This is a genomic window from Clostridia bacterium (assembly GCA_035561135.1).
Classification (GTDB): domain Bacteria; phylum Acidobacteriota; class Terriglobia; order Terriglobales; family Acidobacteriaceae; genus DATMYA01.
Map to the genome: position 1 here is coordinate 220,396 of DATMYA010000014.1, position 16,949 is coordinate 237,344.

The 16,949-nt window shown below is 58.3% G+C and carries 16 protein-coding genes; 6 read left to right on the forward strand and 10 right to left on the reverse strand.

Annotation, left to right across the window (positions count from 1 at the left end; all coding sequences use genetic code 11):
* The first annotated feature begins 384 nt into the window (after positions 1-384).
* From VN622_04760 to VN622_04775, 4 genes are all read left to right on the forward strand, one after another.
* On the forward strand, positions 385-1,113 hold the full coding sequence (locus VN622_04760) for an SDR family NAD(P)-dependent oxidoreductase (protein HWR35166.1): 729 nt from the start codon (positions 385-387) through the stop codon (positions 1,111-1,113).
* Between the two features lie 38 nt (positions 1,114-1,151).
* On the forward strand, positions 1,152-1,622 hold the full coding sequence (locus VN622_04765) for a DinB family protein (protein ID HWR35167.1): 471 nt from the start codon (positions 1,152-1,154) through the stop codon (positions 1,620-1,622).
* Positions 1,623-1,709: 87 nt separating this feature from the next.
* Positions 1,710-2,018, forward strand: coding sequence for a YtxH domain-containing protein (locus tag VN622_04770; protein ID HWR35168.1), 309 nt, complete (start codon positions 1,710-1,712; stop codon positions 2,016-2,018).
* Positions 2,019-2,115: 97 nt separating this feature from the next.
* Complete coding sequence (locus VN622_04775) at positions 2,116-2,628, forward strand: hypothetical protein (GenBank protein ID HWR35169.1); 513 nt, start codon at positions 2,116-2,118, stop codon at positions 2,626-2,628.
* Positions 2,629-2,691: 63 nt separating this feature from the next.
* Here VN622_04775 and VN622_04780 read toward each other — a convergent pair whose 3' ends face one another.
* The 4 genes from VN622_04780 to VN622_04795 all read right to left on the reverse strand — a co-directional run bounded on the left by VN622_04780 (position 2,692) and on the right by VN622_04795 (position 7,384).
* Positions 2,692-3,486 (reverse strand): alkaline phosphatase family protein, encoded by a 795-nt coding sequence (locus VN622_04780; GenBank protein HWR35170.1) that lies wholly within the window; start codon positions 3,484-3,486, stop codon positions 2,692-2,694.
* Between the two features lie 233 nt (positions 3,487-3,719).
* Positions 3,720-4,835 (reverse strand): tRNA 2-thiouridine(34) synthase MnmA, encoded by a 1,116-nt coding sequence (mnmA, locus tag VN622_04785; GenBank protein HWR35171.1) that lies wholly within the window; start codon positions 4,833-4,835, stop codon positions 3,720-3,722.
* An 83-nt stretch (positions 4,836-4,918) separates the two neighbouring features.
* Positions 4,919-6,100 (reverse strand): cysteine desulfurase family protein, encoded by a 1,182-nt coding sequence (locus tag VN622_04790; protein HWR35172.1) that lies wholly within the window; start codon positions 6,098-6,100, stop codon positions 4,919-4,921.
* 144 nt (positions 6,101-6,244) lie between these two features.
* Complete coding sequence (locus VN622_04795) at positions 6,245-7,384, reverse strand: citrate synthase (GenBank protein ID HWR35173.1); 1,140 nt, start codon at positions 7,382-7,384, stop codon at positions 6,245-6,247.
* Between the two features lie 269 nt (positions 7,385-7,653).
* Here VN622_04795 and VN622_04800 point away from each other — a divergent pair, with 269 nt between their 5' ends.
* Together VN622_04800 and VN622_04805 are read left to right on the forward strand one after the other, a co-directional pair.
* Complete coding sequence (locus VN622_04800; protein HWR35174.1) at positions 7,654-9,759, forward strand: S46 family peptidase; 2,106 nt, start codon at positions 7,654-7,656, stop codon at positions 9,757-9,759.
* Between the two features lie 142 nt (positions 9,760-9,901).
* Positions 9,902-10,411 carry a DinB family protein gene (locus tag VN622_04805; protein HWR35175.1) on the forward strand — a complete coding sequence of 170 codons (510 nt, stop codon included), beginning with the start codon at positions 9,902-9,904 and terminating at the stop codon, positions 10,409-10,411.
* A 221-nt stretch (positions 10,412-10,632) separates the two neighbouring features.
* Here VN622_04805 and VN622_04810 read toward each other — a convergent pair whose 3' ends face one another.
* From VN622_04810 to VN622_04835, 6 genes are read right to left on the reverse strand one after another with little or no spacing between them, the layout of a single operon-like run.
* Positions 10,633-11,475 (reverse strand): amidohydrolase family protein, encoded by an 843-nt coding sequence (locus VN622_04810; GenBank protein ID HWR35176.1) that lies wholly within the window; start codon positions 11,473-11,475, stop codon positions 10,633-10,635.
* Positions 11,476-11,518: 43 nt separating this feature from the next.
* Positions 11,519-11,989 carry a peptide-methionine (S)-S-oxide reductase MsrA gene (gene msrA, locus VN622_04815; GenBank protein ID HWR35177.1) on the reverse strand — a complete coding sequence of 157 codons (471 nt, stop codon included), beginning with the start codon at positions 11,987-11,989 and terminating at the stop codon, positions 11,519-11,521.
* 58 nt (positions 11,990-12,047) lie between these two features.
* Positions 12,048-12,926 (reverse strand): NAD-dependent epimerase/dehydratase family protein, encoded by an 879-nt coding sequence (locus VN622_04820; protein HWR35178.1) that lies wholly within the window; start codon positions 12,924-12,926, stop codon positions 12,048-12,050.
* Positions 12,927-12,933: 7 nt separating this feature from the next.
* Complete coding sequence (locus VN622_04825; GenBank protein ID HWR35179.1) at positions 12,934-13,923, reverse strand: FAD binding domain-containing protein; 990 nt, start codon at positions 13,921-13,923, stop codon at positions 12,934-12,936.
* Positions 13,923-16,406 (reverse strand): 4-hydroxybenzoyl-CoA reductase subunit alpha, encoded by a 2,484-nt coding sequence (gene hcrA / locus VN622_04830; protein ID HWR35180.1) that lies wholly within the window; start codon positions 16,404-16,406, stop codon positions 13,923-13,925. Before hcrA ends, VN622_04825 begins: the two co-directional genes overlap by 1 nt.
* Positions 16,403-16,885, reverse strand: coding sequence for a (2Fe-2S)-binding protein (locus VN622_04835; GenBank protein ID HWR35181.1), 483 nt, complete (start codon positions 16,883-16,885; stop codon positions 16,403-16,405). The genes hcrA and VN622_04835 overlap by 4 nt, the downstream gene beginning before the upstream one ends.
* Positions 16,886-16,949: the final 64 nt, after the last annotated feature.

A 16,949-nucleotide genomic window follows, 5' to 3' on the forward strand; every position in this document is an offset into this window, starting at 1 on the left:
CTCGCCGTGGGCTCAGAGCGGGCGCTGCTACGCTCTGACACATCATTGCATCCGCGACTGCCGACCCCGCATTGCACTTGCCAAACAGAAAGGCGGAGGTTGCGATTATAGGGGGCACACCTTAACTGCGCAAGCAAAGTGTCAACAGCACATCGAGTCTTCGCGTGGATGCGGCCTCAACGGTGCTACCTGGGGTCACAGTAGGCGCTCAACACCCATCCGGCCTCACACGCAGTCCCGTCCAAACAGCTCGTGCAAGGCATGTCACCCTTTGATTGATTGATGTCTTGGTCCTGTGAATTGGATGCTGGTAGCTGCTGATTCGGATGTGCAGAGTTGCGCAGATGAAGAGCAAATGGGAGACAATGCAGTCTGGAGGATCGCATGACGCAGCAATCGAACCGGCCACTACTGGAGAGAGTCGCAGTCGTCACCGGCGGAGGCCGTGGAATTGGGGCGGCAATCGCGGAGTCCTTGGCCATGCTCGGCGCGAACACGGTGATTACAGGCCGCAGCACGCAGGCACTGGAAGAGACATCAAGACGCATCCGCCAGGCCGGCGGGCAATGCGAAGCCGTTCAATGCGACGTGATGGTGTACCGCGATGTCGAGCAGTTGGGTGCGCACGTTGAGAAAACTTTCGGACGCGCAGACATCCTGGTGAACAATGCAGGTGTCGGCGCATTCAGCGCACCGTTGCACCAGCTTCCTCCAGACGACTGGGACCAGGTGTTGAACACGAATCTGCGCGGCGTCTACTACTGCATTCGCGCATTTGCTCCCATGATGATTGGAGCGAAAACGGGGCACATCATCAACATCTCGTCGATAGCATCAAAGAATGCGCTGCCGAACGGCGCCGCCTATGCAGCTTCCAAGTGGGGACTGAACGGATTAAGTTATTCGGTCGCGGAAGAACTGCGAACGCACAATATCCGTGTTTCCGTCATCTGCCCGGGTTCGACAAATACCGATCTCAGTCCGCATACAGGCAAAGATGTTTCCAGGATGTTGAAGCCCGAAGATGTCGCTCATGCTGTCGCAATGCTGGTGACACAGGCTCCGCAATCGTTCGTTAGCGAGATTGTGCTGCGTCCAACCAGAAAACCGTAAGGTCTGTTTGCGCGCCAAACTGTATTTGGAGGACCTTGATGACCGAAGTGACGAGGATCGCCGATCAGCTACGCAGAGCGTTCGAAGGTCCTGCGTGGTCAGGGCCTTGCCTGCTTGAAGTTGTGCAGGGTTTAACGGCAGCAGAAGCGGCCCGCCACGCCGGAGCCGACGCTCACAGCATGTGGGAAATAGTCCTGCACGTAGGTGCTTGGCATGACATTGTGCGTCGTCGACTGGAAGGGGAAACAATTGCGAATGTGACCGATGAAGAGGACTGGCCGCAGGTGGCCGACACGAGCAACGGTGGCTGGACGGAAGCCATTGCTCGGCTGAAAGCTAGCTACGCGGCACTGCACGCAGCCGTGCTGGCACATCCTTTCGAGCGGCTTTCAACGACGGTTCCCGGCAAGGATTACTCGTTCTACGTGATGTTGCATGGAGCGGCGCAGCACGACCTTTACCATGCCGGGCAGATAGCATTGCTGCGGAAGTTTGCCGGCCCGCAATAGACGATGGGCAAGGGCTTAAGGTTTGTAATTCAAAGTTCCCGGTGCTACCATCCGAGGGCTTAGGAACACTCCCCAGGAGGTCCAAAAATGTCAGATGAAAGCAACAACGGAATCCTTTGGTTTTTAGCGGGACTGGGCGTCGGCGCAGCACTTGGTGTCTTGTACGCGCCCAAGTCTGGCCGTGAAACTCGTGAAAGCATCCTGCAGGCCGCCGAAGAGGGTCGCGAGAAAGTTCGTGATCGTGCGCGTCAGTACAAAGAGCAAGCGGCAGACTGGATGGAAAGAAGCAAAGAGGTCGTAGGTCAGCAGAAAGAGCAGTTCCGCTCGGCATTCGAGGCGGGGCGCCAGGCTTATCGAGAGGCCACGACTGAAACGCCAGAGCCTACAAAGCTTTAAGAACTGAACCCGCGAGCGCTGCGGGGTCGCGGCCTGCTCCGCAGACTCGCACTTGACTTGACCAGGGACGGCACAAGGGACCCGACAAGGCATAACGATGGAAAAAGAACTGATACTTACAATCTTTGTTGCGGTAACGGCGATTGCAGTCGTCCTGCAAATGGGCGTTTTATTCGCGCTTTACACGAACGTGAAGAAGACAAGCGAACGCGTGGACGCCTTGGCAAGAAAGATGGAAGCAGAGACGTTTCCCACGCTGCAACAAGCGCGCGAGCTGCTCACCAGCATCAAGCCGAAGGTGGAAACGATCGTCGAGAATCTTACGGCCACAAGCACCATGGTTCGCGAACAGACGGAGCGAGTCGGCCTTACGCTGAATGATGCCGTGGACCGTACTCGCCTACAAGTGGTGCGTGCCGATGAACTGGTTACACGCACACTGGATCGCGTGGAACAAACGACGGAAATGGTGCATCACACTGTGCTCTCGCCAGTCCGGACCATGTCGGCGCTGATGGATGGAGTGCTGGCGGGTGTCGGCACTCTTGTCGCTGCGAAAAAGGTACAGCGTCAGCGTAATACAGTTCCTCAGGACGATATGTTCATTTAGAACAGCACAATCCTTTAGTTTGCGGCGGCGCTTCGGCGCCGCCTTTTCATTGCAGAGACCCGCTTATTTAAGAAACTCGCCCATGCCCGTCGCGGAGGCGGCAGCAGGGGGGAGGGATGAATTGCCGGTGACCTCGAGAATCAACCGGTAGAGGCTCTCGTGCTGATAAAGCGTGGTGGAACGGAACGCGGACTTGACGCGTGGGCCGATTAAGACAGTTGCAACCTGGCCGCCCCCGTTCGTGTTGTCATCCGCCGCTTCGTCAAAGGTAATCACGATCAACGTTTTCGGATCACCGGCAGCGATGATTTCTTGAAGATTACTACGCAACAAGGTATCGGCGGCCGCGAGTCGGACTGCCATCGAGCAGTTTGAGCCTCCACCCGGACAGTCGTGGGCGTTATGCTGCTGATCTGGCACAAGCATCGCAAAATCAGGCAAATTGCCTGTCGATACGTCTGACGAGAACTGCGCCATTTCAACTATGTTCTGCTGCTGCACAGTATCGTTCACCACCGTGTCGAAGTAGGCAAAGGGGTTGTGGTGGCGAACGTAAGGATAGACGTCAGGCCCCAGATATCCGACGGACGGCAATGCCTGCGCGTAGATTTTCCAGCTCTTCCCTGCGGCAGTTAAATCCTGAGCCACATTTTGGATGCTAAGTGTGCCCATGAAACCCTCGTCGTTCGTGGCCACCTGGCCGGAGGTCATGACGAAGTAGTTTCCAATTGAGGGATGAGTATTGGCAAAGTAGTTTGTGGCCAGGCCGCCGCGTCCGATCAGGCCATTCAGATAAGGCATGGACGGGCTGCCGACCACGTCGCGGTAATTTTGATTCTCCAGCACGACGAGCACCACGTGACCAATCGCGGGAGCGGGAGTTCCCTGCTGCGGCCCGGAATTGCCTCCGCAACCCCCGCCAAAAAGAAGGGCCAGGAATGAAATGAATGCGAGGGTCCCCTCGCGCGAAAACGTACAAATGAGGAGCTCACGAACGGGTGGCATACTGAAATGATGCACAGCAGGGGACGAGCGCTGCACGTCGGGTCCAGTGGCTTAGCTTAGATAGATTGGCAGCGGCGCTTATGCGCTCAGCAGATCCAACCGCCGCCAGCAACGATATTGCCATCGTAGAAGACGACGGCTTGGCCCGGCGTGATGGAGCGCTGTGGAGCATCGAAGGTGACGAGTACCTCGTCCGGGCCGGAGGGCACGACCGTCGCCCAGGCAGCCTGATGGCGGTGGCGAATCTTGGCCTCTAAGCGTATGGGCTCGCGCAAATTCTCAAAAGCAATCCAATTCAAACGACGCGCTCGCAAGGTGCGCGAATAGAGTTCTTCCCCGCCGCCGACGACAACCTGGTGGCGGTCTCCGCGGAGTTCGAGGACGTAGAGCGGATTGCCGGTGGCGATGCCGAGTCCTTTGCGTTGCCCGACAGTGAAGTTGTGGATGCCGCTGTGATGCCCTACGACTTCTCCGGCAGCGGTGACCAGGTCGCCTGAGGTGTCCGGCAGCTGCTCACCCTGCTCTCCGAGGTAAGCATCGATGAACTTCTTGTAGTCGCCGCCGGGAATGAAACAGATTTCCTGCGAATCGGGCTTATCGGCCAGCAGGTCGAGCCCCTGGCTGCGCGCTTCTTCGCGCACGGCTGGCTTATGCATGTTTCCCAGCGGAAACAGCGTTCGTGAAAGCTGCTCCTGCGTGAGTCCGAAAAGGAAGTACGTCTGATCCTTAGCGGTATCCGCCGGCCGCTTCAGCAACCAGCGTCCGCGCTCGGCATCGTATTCGTTGCGACCGTAGTGGCCGGTGGCGATGAGGTCGGCACCAACCTGGCGCGCGGTACGCAAAAGCTGGTCAAACTTGAGATGGTTGTTGCAGAGCGAGCACGGGATTGGCGTGCGGCCGGAAAGATAGTCTTCTACGAACGGCTTCACGACGTCACGCTCAAAGCGGTCTTCCTGATTAACCACGTAATATGGAATTCCGAGGCGCTCGGCGACCCGGCGCGCGTCGTAAACGTCATCGATCGAGCAGCAGCGCCCCTGCACCGGCTCAGCGTGGCCATCAGTTCCAGCCAGGCGTCGCTGGTTCCAGAGCTGCATCGTAAGTCCGATCAGGTTGTAGCCCTCCGAACGCAGCATGGCCGCAACGGTCGAGGAGTCAACTCCACCGGACATTGCGATGGCGATGGTCTTAGTGTCATTCATCTTAAAGCTGCTGAGCTGCTAAGCGGAGCTTCTGAACTGCTTAGGTACTGAATCTGCGTACGCTGCTGCACTTGCTTAGCCGCTTAGCGACTTAGCAGCTCAGCAGCTTTCTTCTGCTTCTGCCACACTGGCGACAGGTCCCGCAGTCTGGCTACTACTTCCGGCACCTGCTCCAGCACAAAATCGATGTCGGCATTGGTCGTTTGCTTCCCTATGCTGAAGCGGATGCTGGCGCGCGCCTGATCTGGCGACAGTCCCATGGCGCTAAGCACATGCGAAGGCTCGATAGCGCCACTGGAGCAGGCGGCTCCGGTCGAGACAGCAACTCCCTTAAGGTCAAGAGCGATGACCATGGCCTCGCCTTCGATGCAGTCGAAGACGATGTTCGACGTATTCGGCGTACGACGCACGCGCCCGCTGTTCACTGTCGTCTGCTCAACCTGCAAAAGTACCGTGCGCTCAAGACGGTCGCGATGGGCGGACATTTGTTCGGGACCGCCTTCGGCGAACCATCGGCGTGCAAGGTCTGCGGCGCAGCCAAGTGCGACGATGCCAGGCAGATTCTCGGTTCCTGCGCGACGCGAGCGCTCGTGGCGGCCACCCACGATGAGCGGTTCAATCAGCGTCCCCTTGCGCACGTAAACGACCCCAGTGCCCTGCGGCGCATGCATCTTGTGTCCAGAGATGGTTAAGAGATCGCACCCAATTCTGGCGACATCGATGGGAATCTTCCCTGCTGCCTGAACGGCATCGCTATGGAACCATACGTCCGCCTCCATGGCAATTCGGCCGATCTCTTCAACAGGCTGGATGACTCCAGTCTCGTTGTTCGCCATCATCACGGAAATCAGTTTCGTGTTCGGACGCAGAGCGGCTTTGATACCCGACGTATCTACGAGGCCGTCTCCATCCACCTGAACATAACTTACGGCCACACCACGCGATTCCAGCCGCTTGCAAGCATTCAGGACTGCGTGGTGTTCGACGGTTGAGGTGATGACGTGGTCCCCGGGGCGCACAAGTCCAAAAATACCCAGGTTGTCGCCCTCAGTGCCGCCGCTGGTAAACACGATCTCGACAGGACGCGCACCAAGCAAGGCTGCCACGCTTTCGCGCGCGTGCTCGACGGCGGCACGGGCCTGCTGTCCATGATGGTGAATGGAGGATGCGTTGCCGAACTTCTCGAAGAAGTATGGCTGCATAGCCTCAAACACTGCAGGCAGCAAAGGCGTGGTCGCGTTATTGTCCAGATAAACTCTGCGCATAGACCGTTAATTCAGGGCTAAGAACTCCAATTATTCTACGACGTTCGGGCTTGCGGTGCGCACACGTGCAGCAACACACGCCCAAGCTTAAGAAACAAAAACCCACACCTTCCAGTGCGGGTTTCTGTTTTGCCCTCAAGAGAGTTAGCCTCTCTGCTCGATTGGCACGTACTTACTGGGATACTGCGGCCCAATGTACTCGGCACGCGGCCGGATGAGGCGGTTGTCCTCGAGTTGTTCCATGACGTGCGCCGTCCAACCGCTGATGCGCGAAACCGCGAAAATGGGCGTAAACAGGTCCAGGTCGATTCCCAAGGTGTGATAGGTGGACGCAGAGTAGAAATCGACGTTTGCATTCAGCTTCTTCTCGGAGTTGATGAACTCCTCGATCTTTCGCGAATAGTCGAACCACTTCGCCTGACCGCTGGAATAGCCTAAATCGCGGGACATGCGCCTGAGATGCGTCGCGCGTGGATCTTCGGTCGTGTACACGCGGTGGCCAAAGCCGGGGATCTTGGCCTTTTGCGCCAGCATACCCTTGACGTAGTCCACCGGGTCAGCGCCGTTGCGGTCAATGTCCTCAAGAATTTTGAAGACGGCCTCATTGGCTCCGCCGTGCAGCGGCCCCTTTAGTGCTCCAATAGCGCCGGTAATGGCCGAATGCATGTCACTCAGGGTAGCGGCGATAACGCGTGCTGCGAAGGTGGAGGCATTCAGCTCGTGGTCCGCATGCAGGATGAGCGCGATATCGAGCGCGCGAGTCGCGGTCTCGCTCGGCAGCTCTCCTGTCAACATGAGCAGGAAGTTGCCGGCGTGTGAAAGGGACCGATCGGGTTCGATGAGGGGCTTACCCTTGCGAATCCGGTCATACGCTGCAACGACCATTGCGATCTGCGAGGTCAACCGCACCGCCTTACGCAGATTCGCGCTGGCGTCGTTGGCCTTTTCTTCAGGATCGAAGAACGATAGCGAAGATACCATCGTGCGCAGCATGTCCATTGGGAGCGCGTGTTTCGGCGTCTGGCGAAGCAGGCTGATGATCTGCGCGTCCAGCTTGCGCTCGCGGACAAGCTGCAGGTTGAAGTCGTGGAGCTCCGAACGTGTGGGAAGTCTGCCGAACCAGAGCAGGTACGAAGTTTCTTCAAACGTCGACTGCTCGGCCAATTCGTGGATGTCGATGCCACGGTAAGCAAGAATTCCCTGCTCGCCGTCGATGAAACAGATTCCGGAATTGGCGGCAATAATGCCTTCCAGTCCCTTCGGTGTCGTAGCGGTCGTGGACATTGAGTCCCTCTCAACGAGGATGAGTAAAGATAGCGTTTGAAACTAAGTGCTCATGGCCATGATGCTTGCACACTCTTAGATGCACCGGGCACGGCAATCGACTCTTATACATTAGAATGAAGAGGATTCCAACTTGGGAACACCAGTCTCACATTGGTATTCAGCATCAGCACGGATATTTGCCGGGTATATTACCGGCGAGTTATATTCCTCTGCTTTCCCAAACAGCATCGGCGGCGCAACTCCTAACCTCGCCGCCTGGAGTGTGCATGAAGAAGAAGATTCTGTTCCTTGCAATCGTAAGCATTTTCCTGTCCACGATGTCAGTGGCCGACGAAGGTATGTGGCTGTACAACGCGCCTCCGAAAGCCAAAATCAAAGCGAAGTACAAGTTCGAGCTCACGCAGCCCTGGCTCGACAATCTTCGCCTCTCCTCTGTGCGTGCCGGCGGCGGATCGGCGTCATTCGTATCGCCTGACGGCCTTGTCTTTACGAATCACCACGTCGGCGCTGGTTGCGTCCACAACATCTCAACTGCCGATAAGGACTACATCAAGGACGGTTTCTATGCCGCTACGCGCGAACAGGAACCGAAGTGCCCGGGCCTGGAGTTCCAGACGCTGCAGGAAATCACTGACATCACAAAGGATGTTCAAGATGCAGCGAAGCCGGACATGTCGGCAGCGGATGCCGGCTCTGCCCAGCGCATGGTTATGAGCAAGTTGGAGCGCGAGTGCTCAGACGCTTCCAAGAACATCCGCTGCGAAACCGTGACGCTCTATTCGGGCGGCATGTACCACCTTTATAAGTACAAGAAGTTCACGGACGTGCGCCTGGTAATGGCCCCGGAATTCGACATCGCATTCTTTGGCGGCGATCCCGACAACTTCACCTATCCCCGTTACGATCTGGATATCACGTTCTTCCGCGTGTATGAGAACGATAAGCCGGTTAAGACCGACAACTACCTGAAATTCACGACCAAGCCGCTGAAGGAAGGCGACCTGATCTTCGTCTCCGGCCATCCGGGATCGACCGGACGCCTGCTTACGACGGCGCAGTTGGAGTACCTCCGCGACGTTGCTTATCCAAATCGCCTGAAGATGGCTGAGCGGAGCATCAAGCGCCTGATGGAATTCGGCGCAAAGTCACCCGAGAATGCCCGCGTCGCAGAGCGCGTGCTGTTCGGATATCAGAACTCCTTCAAGGCAATTACCGGGTACCAATCCGGCCTGCTCGACAAGAACCTGATGGCGAAGAAGGCTGCCGATGAGAAAGCGCTTCGCGCCTCGATCGAAAACGATCCTAAGCTGAAAGCTGAGTTCGGCACGGCATGGGATGAAATCGCGGCCGCAATGAAGTTCCAGCGCGACAACTTTGTCCGCAGCAGCTTCATGGGTGATGGAGCCATACCGGGCCGCATGGCCATGATCGCTCGCACCATCATTCGCGTCACCGAAGAGAAGACCAAGCCGAACGAGCAGCGTATGCGCGGCTACCAGGATGCAATGCTGCCCTCGCTCCAGGCGAACCTGATGTCGAGCGCGCCAATCTCCAAGGAATTGGAAGCGATGCAGGCAACCGAGTCGCTGCAGGAAATGGTCGCACAGATGGGCGCGGATAGCGCATACGTGAAAAGCGTTCTGGCCGGCAAGACGCCGGAAGAGCGCGCGAATGAACTCGTGATGGGTTCCAAGCTCGACGACATCACCGTTCGCAAGGAGCTCTACGAAGGCGGCAAGGCTGCCGTGGACGCTTCATCGGACCCGATGATCGTCTTGATGAAACAGCTCGATCCCGAAGCTCGCGCCATCCGCAAGGAAATAGAAGACAAGGTTGACGCCGTTGTCCGCAAGAACGGCGCGTTGATCGCAAAAGCCCGCTTTGCCAAGTACGGCACGGACTTCCCGCCCGATGCGACAGGCACGCTTCGCCTGAGCTATGGCGTGGTGAAGGGCTACATGGAGAATGGCAAAAAGATTCCCTTCCACACGACCATCGGCGAAGCCTTCGCCTACGAAACGAAGAACGGCGCCAAAATTCCTTACAAGCTGCCTGAAAGCTGGCACAAAGCGAAGTCCAAGCTCGACCTCAATACCTCGTATGACAGCGTGAATACGGCTGACATCATTGGCGGCAACTCCGGTTCCCCGACGGTGAACAAGGCTGGCGAAGTCGTCGGCATTATCTTCGACGGCAACATCCAGTCGCTGCCCGCCAACTTCATGTACGAAGACGTGATTGGCCGTTCGGTCATCACGGATTCGACGGCGGTGATCGAGACGCTGAACAAGGTGTACAACGCCAAGCCGCTGGTCGAAGAGCTGCTGGGATCGAAAGTCCCTGCCGCAAAGACAGCAGCCGCGGGAAACTAATCGACAAGACGAAGCCGAAATTAAGAACTTCGGCTTCATCTGAGCCGCGATCCTGAGCGCAGGATGCGAAGGATTTGCGTTAGACTGTGCCGGATCGGTGACATTCCGATCCGGTATTTTCACTTTAAGGATGAGTACAGAAATGGCGATCAACCAGGGATTGCTGGCGGAGTTCGATCACGAAGCGCTAGGAACGCGCACGACATTGGAGCGCGTGCCTGAAGACAAGTTTGGATGGAAGCCTCATCCGAAGTCGCCCACCATGGGCTGGCTCGCTTCCCACGTTGCAAACTTGCCGTCCTGGACGGCCATGACGCTCGAGCAGGACAGCGTTGACATTGCGCCTGCCGGGCCGGAGCGACCACGTTCACCCGAGGCGAAGTCGCGCGCCGAGTTGCTGGAGTCTTTCGACCAGAATGTGGCGAAGGCCCGTGAAGTGCTCGCGCGAACCGCCGATGAGGCGATGATGAAGCCATGGTCGCTGCTCAAGGGCGGCGAGACCATCTTCACGCAGCCCCGCATCGCCGTGCTGCGCGGCTTCGTCTTCAATCACCTCATCCACCATCGGGCACAGCTGACGGTGTACCTGCGTTTGAATGACATCCCCGTGCCTGCCCTCTACGGACCTTCGGCGGATGAAGGACAAATGTAAGTTCCGCTTTGTTCCGCGCCACGGCTGGCGTAAACTTCGGCTGCAGTAATGCTATTGCGCTAAATACTTCCAACGGAGGCTAACTATGGCTTGCAAGACGAAGAAGGCGACCAAGGCACCAGCCAAGAAGGCGAAGAAGGCTGTGAAGAAGTAGTCGTAATAAGTGCAGTTATCGAAGATAGGAGCCCGCCAGCGATGGCGGGCTTTTTACGTTGGCGGGGCTATAACGGCCACAGCTTGAGCGCCGTTTTCTCCAGCATCTCCTGCTTGAGCGCTTCATCAATTGGCAGCGCGCGGAATGCGTCAAGGTTCTGCTGAATATCAGGAACGCCGGGTCCGGGCCAGTCCGTGCCGAAAAGCGATTTGTGCGCAATCTCCGCGAGACGAGGAAAGTACTTGAGCAGTGCCTTGGGAGGTATCCCGCTGAGATCGAGGTAAACGTTCCGGTGGCGGCGCACCAGGAAAAATGCCGTATCCATCCACAGCGGACGACCGCCATGCGCGAGAACAATTTTGAGATTGGGAAAATCTACGGCAACATCGTCGATATGAATCGGATCGCCGTATTTGTTTCTGGCTCCCGGAAAAATACTGGTCCCGGTGTGGAACATCACCGGAATGCCATTCGCTTCGGCGGTGCCATAGATCACCTTGAGTTCGCTAACGCCGTTTAGGTAGTCGTTCGGGTATAGCAACTGGTGTGGTGGGTGGATTTTAATCAGTCGTATGCCGAGACGGATGATCTGTTCCATGTCGGCCATCACATTCGTTGTGTGGCGAGGATGAATGCTGCCGCAGGCGATCAGGCGCTTTGGGTCTTCCTGCACATAACGGGCGATCCAGGCATTGACCTCGGCGGTGAAACCGATCACCTCCGGCGCTACGTAGTTGATGAGTACCGCACGGCCGAGGCCGATCCGGTCCATGTGATGCAGGAATGCTCGCGGCGAACGCGAGAACTCCAGTATCTGGTCGAAGTTGACGCGATTCTTCTTGATGGCCGCGAGCGCTTCCGGCCGGAACATCTCAATGGGCTGGATGTGTATATGGCAGTCGGTGATCAAATAGCAGCTCTCACTCGGCGCTTCGTTCTTAAATCTCAGCTTTCTACAGGTGACACTGCCTCATGCCTCGCTTTGCAAGGTACTGCTGATGGTATTCCTCGGCGCGGTAGAAGGGTTGCGCTGGTTCGATTGCAGTCACGATAGGGCTCTTGAAGCGTGCTTGCGCCTTCTGCATCGATTCCTTCGCAACCCGCTCCTGCTCGGGTGAATGGAAGAAGATTGCGGAGCGATACTGCGTGCCTACGTCCGGGCCCTGGCGATTGAGCGTCGTGGGATTGTGCGTCTGCCAGAAATGCTCAACCAGTGTTTCGTACGAAACCTTGGCGGGATCGAAGGTGACTTCTACAACTTCAGCGTGCCCGGTCTCATCCGTGCATACGTCTTCGTAGGTTGGATTCTTCATGCTGCCGCCCTCATATCCAACAACCGCATCAACGACACCGGGAATCTCGCGAAACGATGCCTCAACACCCCAGAAGCATCCTGCTCCAAACGTAGCCCTCTCCAAAGCCATGATTCTCTCCTGCATGAGTTCTGTTCTGTCGCTATAGATGCGCCTTGAGCTACGAACGCTACATTGACTCTTGTCCTAGCCCTTTGATAGTTCTTCGCAGTCCCTCATCGTAGCCGACTGCTTCCGTGTACCCGAGCGCAGTGCGGATCCGGGATGTGTCGAGAATAATGTCTTGCTCGAAGTTGAACGAAACGTTTTCGACGACCGGCACGTCGGACGCCGGGAGTTGCGCCAAACGCTCAGCGACAGTCGGCGTGTGCTGCTCGCCGACGTTGAAGATTCCGCTTTGTCCGGAGAAGGCAGCCAGGACGATGGCAGCCGCCACATTCTCAACGTAAACGTGCGTCCAGCGCCACTGCGGATGATTTCGGAAGGGATGCACACTCGAGAAATCAGCGTTGGAGTCCTTTCCATACACCTTACCCAATCGCAGGATCGTGCATGGCAGATCGGTGGATAAAAGCTCGCGCTCGGCAAGTATCTTTTCGTACCAGTACTCCAGCACCTGCTCGGATTTCGCCATTTTGCGATAGGGATATAAGACAGTCCTTAGCGGCGATTCCTCCGTGAGCGGGCCAGCTTCAAGTGGGCCCGGCTCGATGCTAGTCAGCCGCCCGTAGGCGCGGTAAACGTCACCGCTGCTCACGCCAACGATGCGCTGCGCATACCCGCGAAAGAACTCGACAGCTGCACGTGCGTCCATCTCGCCCATGGGCACCATGTGAACGACGACGTCCGGTTCTGGGTTTCGCAACTCTGCGGGAAAAGCGAGCGCGCGCATCGGTTCGCCCGCGGCATGAACATGTCGAACTGCCATGTCGAAATGCGCCTCGTGTTCGCCGCGGTGGAACACGGTGATCTCATGGCCAGCGTAAGCCAGTTGGCGTACGACATGTTTACCAACACTGCCGGTTCCGCCGATGACGAGGACACGCATGACCGACCTACGCTTTGCCTCCGGCTGCGGCCAGCACCGCCCGTTTTGCGAAGATGCGAACCATCTCGCGGCGATACTCGGGCGTAAGCGCGGAAGTGGTCAGTGGCTTTGCGATCTTCGCCGCCAGCTCGCCGACGACGAGTGCATTGTGTTCGTCGATCGTGCGACCGATCAGCGCGTGCTCGGCGTTGGGGACGAGCATGGGTGCAGGGTTCACACCAGTGACGGCGACTCGCGCGTCTTCCACAACACCGCGAGCGAGCTTGATCGCAGCGGCGATACCGGTCAGTGGGTAATCGATTGCGCCGCGAACGCGCAGTTTCTGGTAGCTCCCGCGCCAGCCAGCGCTCGATTCCGGCAGGTAAACGCGTGTGACAATTTCACCTCGCTGAAGGAGTCTAGGGGAGATACCGTCGTTCACGTAGAAATCCGCTACCGATATGCGGCGGAAGCCCTGTGGCCCCGCGATTTCGAGTTCGGCATCGAGGCACAGCAGCGCGGGCGCGAGGTCTCCGGAGAACGCGGCCCAGCACTTCTCGCCTCCAGGAGCCACGTGACAAATGTCTCCGCCATTCTTCAGGCAGAAACCGCAACTCTTGCGCCACGCGAGCGACTGGTTGTACCAGAGACAACGCGTGTCGAGGCAGAGATTGCCGCCGAGCGTCCCCATGTTGCGCAGGATGGGCGAGGACACGGTTTTTGCGGCTTCATGCAGAACGGAGTAGTTGCGCTGCAGGAACCCGGAATCCTCGATCTGGCTAATGGTTGTGAGTGCGCCGATCTCGACGCCTGCGCCAGCAACGGCGCTGATGCCACGCAGCTCGTCGATACCGCGAATGTCCAACACGAAATCGGGAGTGAACAGACGCTGCTTCAGTGATGGAATCAGGTCGGTTCCGCCGGCAATCACCTGCACACTGGGCGCGTGCGCCGATAGCAGTTGAACCGCTTCAATCACGGTGCGTGGACGCAGTAATTTGAAATCGGGAAGCGCCATTACTGGTCACCCCGTTCGGCCTGCTGCACGTGAATAGCATCGGACTCATGGCGTTGCTGCCCTTTGCCGGAAATGCGCAGCGCGCCTCCGTGCTCGCGGAACCTGTTGGGCGTTGTGGCTGCGTCATGCTCAGTTCCAGGCCGGTGCGTTTTGTCCTTCGCGCGAAGAGCGGCGAGCACGCGCTCGGGAGTGAACGGCGCTTCATTTAACCGAACGCCTACGGCATCGTAGATTGCATTTGCAATGGCAGGAATGGTTGCGGCAAGCGAACCCTCGCCAGCTTCTTTCGCGCCAAACGGACCTTCTGGATCGACGCTCTCGACAATGATGGCCTCTACGTGCGGAGACTCGGCAGAGGACGGGCTGGCGTAGCCAAGCAGTCCGGGATTCATGATGAGACCGTCCTTCCAGATCATCTCTTCCTGAAGTGCCTGCCCCAATCCCATCCACACGGAGCCGATAACTTGTCCCTCGACGGCAACGGGGTTGAGTGCGCGGCCGCAATCGTGGGCGGCCCAGATGTTCAGAACCGTTACGTGTCCCGTCTCCTCGTCCACCTCCACCTCCGCCACCTGAGCCGAATAGGAATAGGCAGGAGAGGGGCCGACGCCTGCGCCCTTGTAACTGCCGCCGCGAGCTTCGGCCGGGGGCGAATACCATCCAGACGCCGATAGCGCGCCGAAATTCTCGATTGCGCAGATGATCGCCTGGTCGAAGCTCATGGACCACGCGCCAGCACTCGCCTTGTGAGCTTCGTCGCGCCGGAAGATAATCTCATCGTGAATGGCAAGTTCGTCCGGGTCGCAGCCCATGCGGCGGGCGGCAGCGGCAAGTAACTGGTTCAGGATGCTCTCCGCTGCGCGCATCGCGGCGTTGCCGCTCATGAAGGTCACGCGGCTGGAGTAGGAGCCAAGGTCGACAGGAGTGACATCGCTATCGCCGCTGACGATGCGCACGCGCCCCAGGCAGCAACCAAGCACTTCGGCGACTACCTGCGCCGTAATCGTGCTAGAGCCTTGACCAATTTCGGCGGCACCCGTGTAGACCGTCACTGCGCCATCGCGATCCACCTTGATGTTTACTGTGGAGTGCGGCATGTCTGAACGGATGATCGCGTTCGCCGCACCGCTGACGTAATGCGAGCAGGCAAGGCCGAAACCTCGTGCGCGCTTCTCTGTTCTTCCGGATGCGAGTTTGCCGCGACGCTGCCTCCATTGCGAGCGCTCGACGACCATCTCCATGCACTCTGGCAAGCCGTAGCTGAGTACGCGCAGTCCGTTGACTGTCACGCAGGGCGGCTGCAACAAGTTGTGACGCCGGAGTTCGGCGGGGTCCAGTTGCAGTCTGGCGGCAATCTCATCGAGCGCACATTCAAGAGCGAAGCGCACGTTCACCGTGCCGTGACCACGCATAGCTCCGCAAGCAGGTTTGTTCGTGAGCACGCGGTATCCGTCGAAACGGATGTGTGGAATGTCGTACAGCGCGCCGAGCAACGCACCGGAATAAAGTATGGTCACGACGCCGTACGAGCAGTAGGCACCGCCGTCCTGCACCACCCTCGCAGACACGGCACTTATGCGTCCATCGCGCTTGGCGCCGATCTTGAGATCGACGATGGTGCGCGGGCGTCCGCGATGCGCCCAGAAGACCTCTTCGCGCGTATAGGTAATCTTGACCGGCGCTTTTGCCTTGCGCGCCGCCACCGCGGCGATAACCTCCAGCGGAATGACCTCGCTCTTTCCGCCAAATCCTCCGCCGACAAGCGGCTTGATGACTCGCACCTGCGGCATAGCCATTTCGAGGACGGCGGCCAACGTGTGCTGCAAGTAATACGGCACCTGCGTTGATGACCAGACGGTAAGGCGGCCCGGCTGGCCGGTCTGCGAATCGATCTCGAAGGCGGCAATTGTGGAGTGCGGCTCCATGGCGGCGTGTGTAACTTCATTCGCAAGGTAGCGCGCTTCGTGGACGATGTCGGCTTCGCTGAGGCCGCGCTCGGGGTCGCCGAAGACGTGGTGGTACTCCTTCTCAACATTGTGCGGACGCGAATCGTGGATGAGATCGCGTTCAGCCTTCATCGCCTCTTCGGGATCGAAGTACGCCGGGAGCAGTTCATATTCCACGTCAATGAGGTCGAGTGCGCGCTCGGCGCTAGCCTCGTCGATGGCGACGACGCACGCAACGTTATCGCCTACGTACCGAACCCTGTCGATCGCCAGGGCCGTTTCGTCGTGGCCGACCGGCAGAATGCCATACTTGTTCGGCGCGTCCTTGCCGGTAACGACGCAGACGACGCCCTCGAGCAACTCCGCACGAGAACTGTCCAGACGCACAATGCGCGCGTGCGGATGCGGCGAGTGCAGAATCTTGCCGATGAGCAGGCCCGGGAGAGCGATATCGTCTGTGTACTTGCCTTGCCCGGTAGCCTTCTGAGCTGAGTCGATCATCGCCGTGGGCTTGCCGATGGTCGCGAAATCGCTCATCGCTCAGACTCCTGCTCGGCGCGAATGGCGGCCTTGATAGCGTCGAACATCTGCACGTAGCCGGTGCAGCGGCACAGGTTGCCGCTCAGTGCGCGTCGAATTTCGTCTTCCGTCGGCTCAGGGTTGTTTTCGAGCAGATGCTTGACAGTAATCATGAAGCCGGGCGTGCAATAGCCGCACTGCGAGCCGCCCCACTCGCCATAGGCTTTCTGAATCGCGTTGAGCGCGCCTTCAGAGGCGATGCCTTCCACGGTCGTGATTTCCGCTCCCTGGCAACTGGCCGCGAGCATCGTGCAGGCAAGCATGGGCACGCCGTCGATGAGGACAGCGCAAGCGCCGCAAGAAGAGTCGTCGCAGCCGCGCTTGGAGCCCGTGAGCCCCAGATCCTGGCGCAGTACGTCGAGCAGGAGCCGATTCGGCTCAGAGGCAAGCTGATGCGTGCGGCCGTTGACGCGCAGTTCTATAAGTTCTTTGGTCATGGGAAAGCTGCTGAGCCGCTAAGTCGTTGAGCTGCTGAGCTACAGCAGCTTATTACAAAGTCGC

Bases quoted from the DNA above. Each gene is read 5' to 3' on its own strand.
- VN622_04775 (HWR35169.1), top strand. From the start codon at position 2,116: ATGGAAAAAGAACTGATACTTACAATCTTTGTTGCGGTAACGGCGATT.
- msrA (HWR35177.1), bottom strand. From the start codon at position 11,989: ATGGCTTTGGAGAGGGCTACGTTTGGAGCAGGATGCTTCTGGGGTGTT.
- VN622_04765 (HWR35167.1), top strand. From the start codon at position 1,152: ATGACCGAAGTGACGAGGATCGCCGATCAGCTACGCAGAGCGTTCGAA.
- mnmA (HWR35171.1), bottom strand. From the start codon at position 4,835: ATGAATGACACTAAGACCATCGCCATCGCAATGTCCGGTGGAGTTGAC.
- VN622_04770 (HWR35168.1), top strand. From the start codon at position 1,710: ATGTCAGATGAAAGCAACAACGGAATCCTTTGGTTTTTAGCGGGACTG.
- VN622_04800 (HWR35174.1), top strand. From the start codon at position 7,654: ATGAAGAAGAAGATTCTGTTCCTTGCAATCGTAAGCATTTTCCTGTCC.
- VN622_04805 (HWR35175.1), top strand. From the start codon at position 9,902: ATGGCGATCAACCAGGGATTGCTGGCGGAGTTCGATCACGAAGCGCTA.
- VN622_04820 (HWR35178.1), bottom strand. From the start codon at position 12,926: ATGCGTGTCCTCGTCATCGGCGGAACCGGCAGTGTTGGTAAACATGTC.
- hcrA (HWR35180.1), bottom strand. From the start codon at position 16,406: ATGAGCGATTTCGCGACCATCGGCAAGCCCACGGCGATGATCGACTCA.
- VN622_04795 (HWR35173.1), bottom strand. From the start codon at position 7,384: ATGTCCACGACCGCTACGACACCGAAGGGACTGGAAGGCATTATTGCC.
- VN622_04825 (HWR35179.1), bottom strand. From the start codon at position 13,923: ATGGCGCTTCCCGATTTCAAATTACTGCGTCCACGCACCGTGATTGAA.
- VN622_04835 (HWR35181.1), bottom strand. From the start codon at position 16,885: ATGACCAAAGAACTTATAGAACTGCGCGTCAACGGCCGCACGCATCAG.
- VN622_04760 (HWR35166.1), top strand. From the start codon at position 385: ATGACGCAGCAATCGAACCGGCCACTACTGGAGAGAGTCGCAGTCGTC.
- VN622_04790 (HWR35172.1), bottom strand. From the start codon at position 6,100: ATGCGCAGAGTTTATCTGGACAATAACGCGACCACGCCTTTGCTGCCT.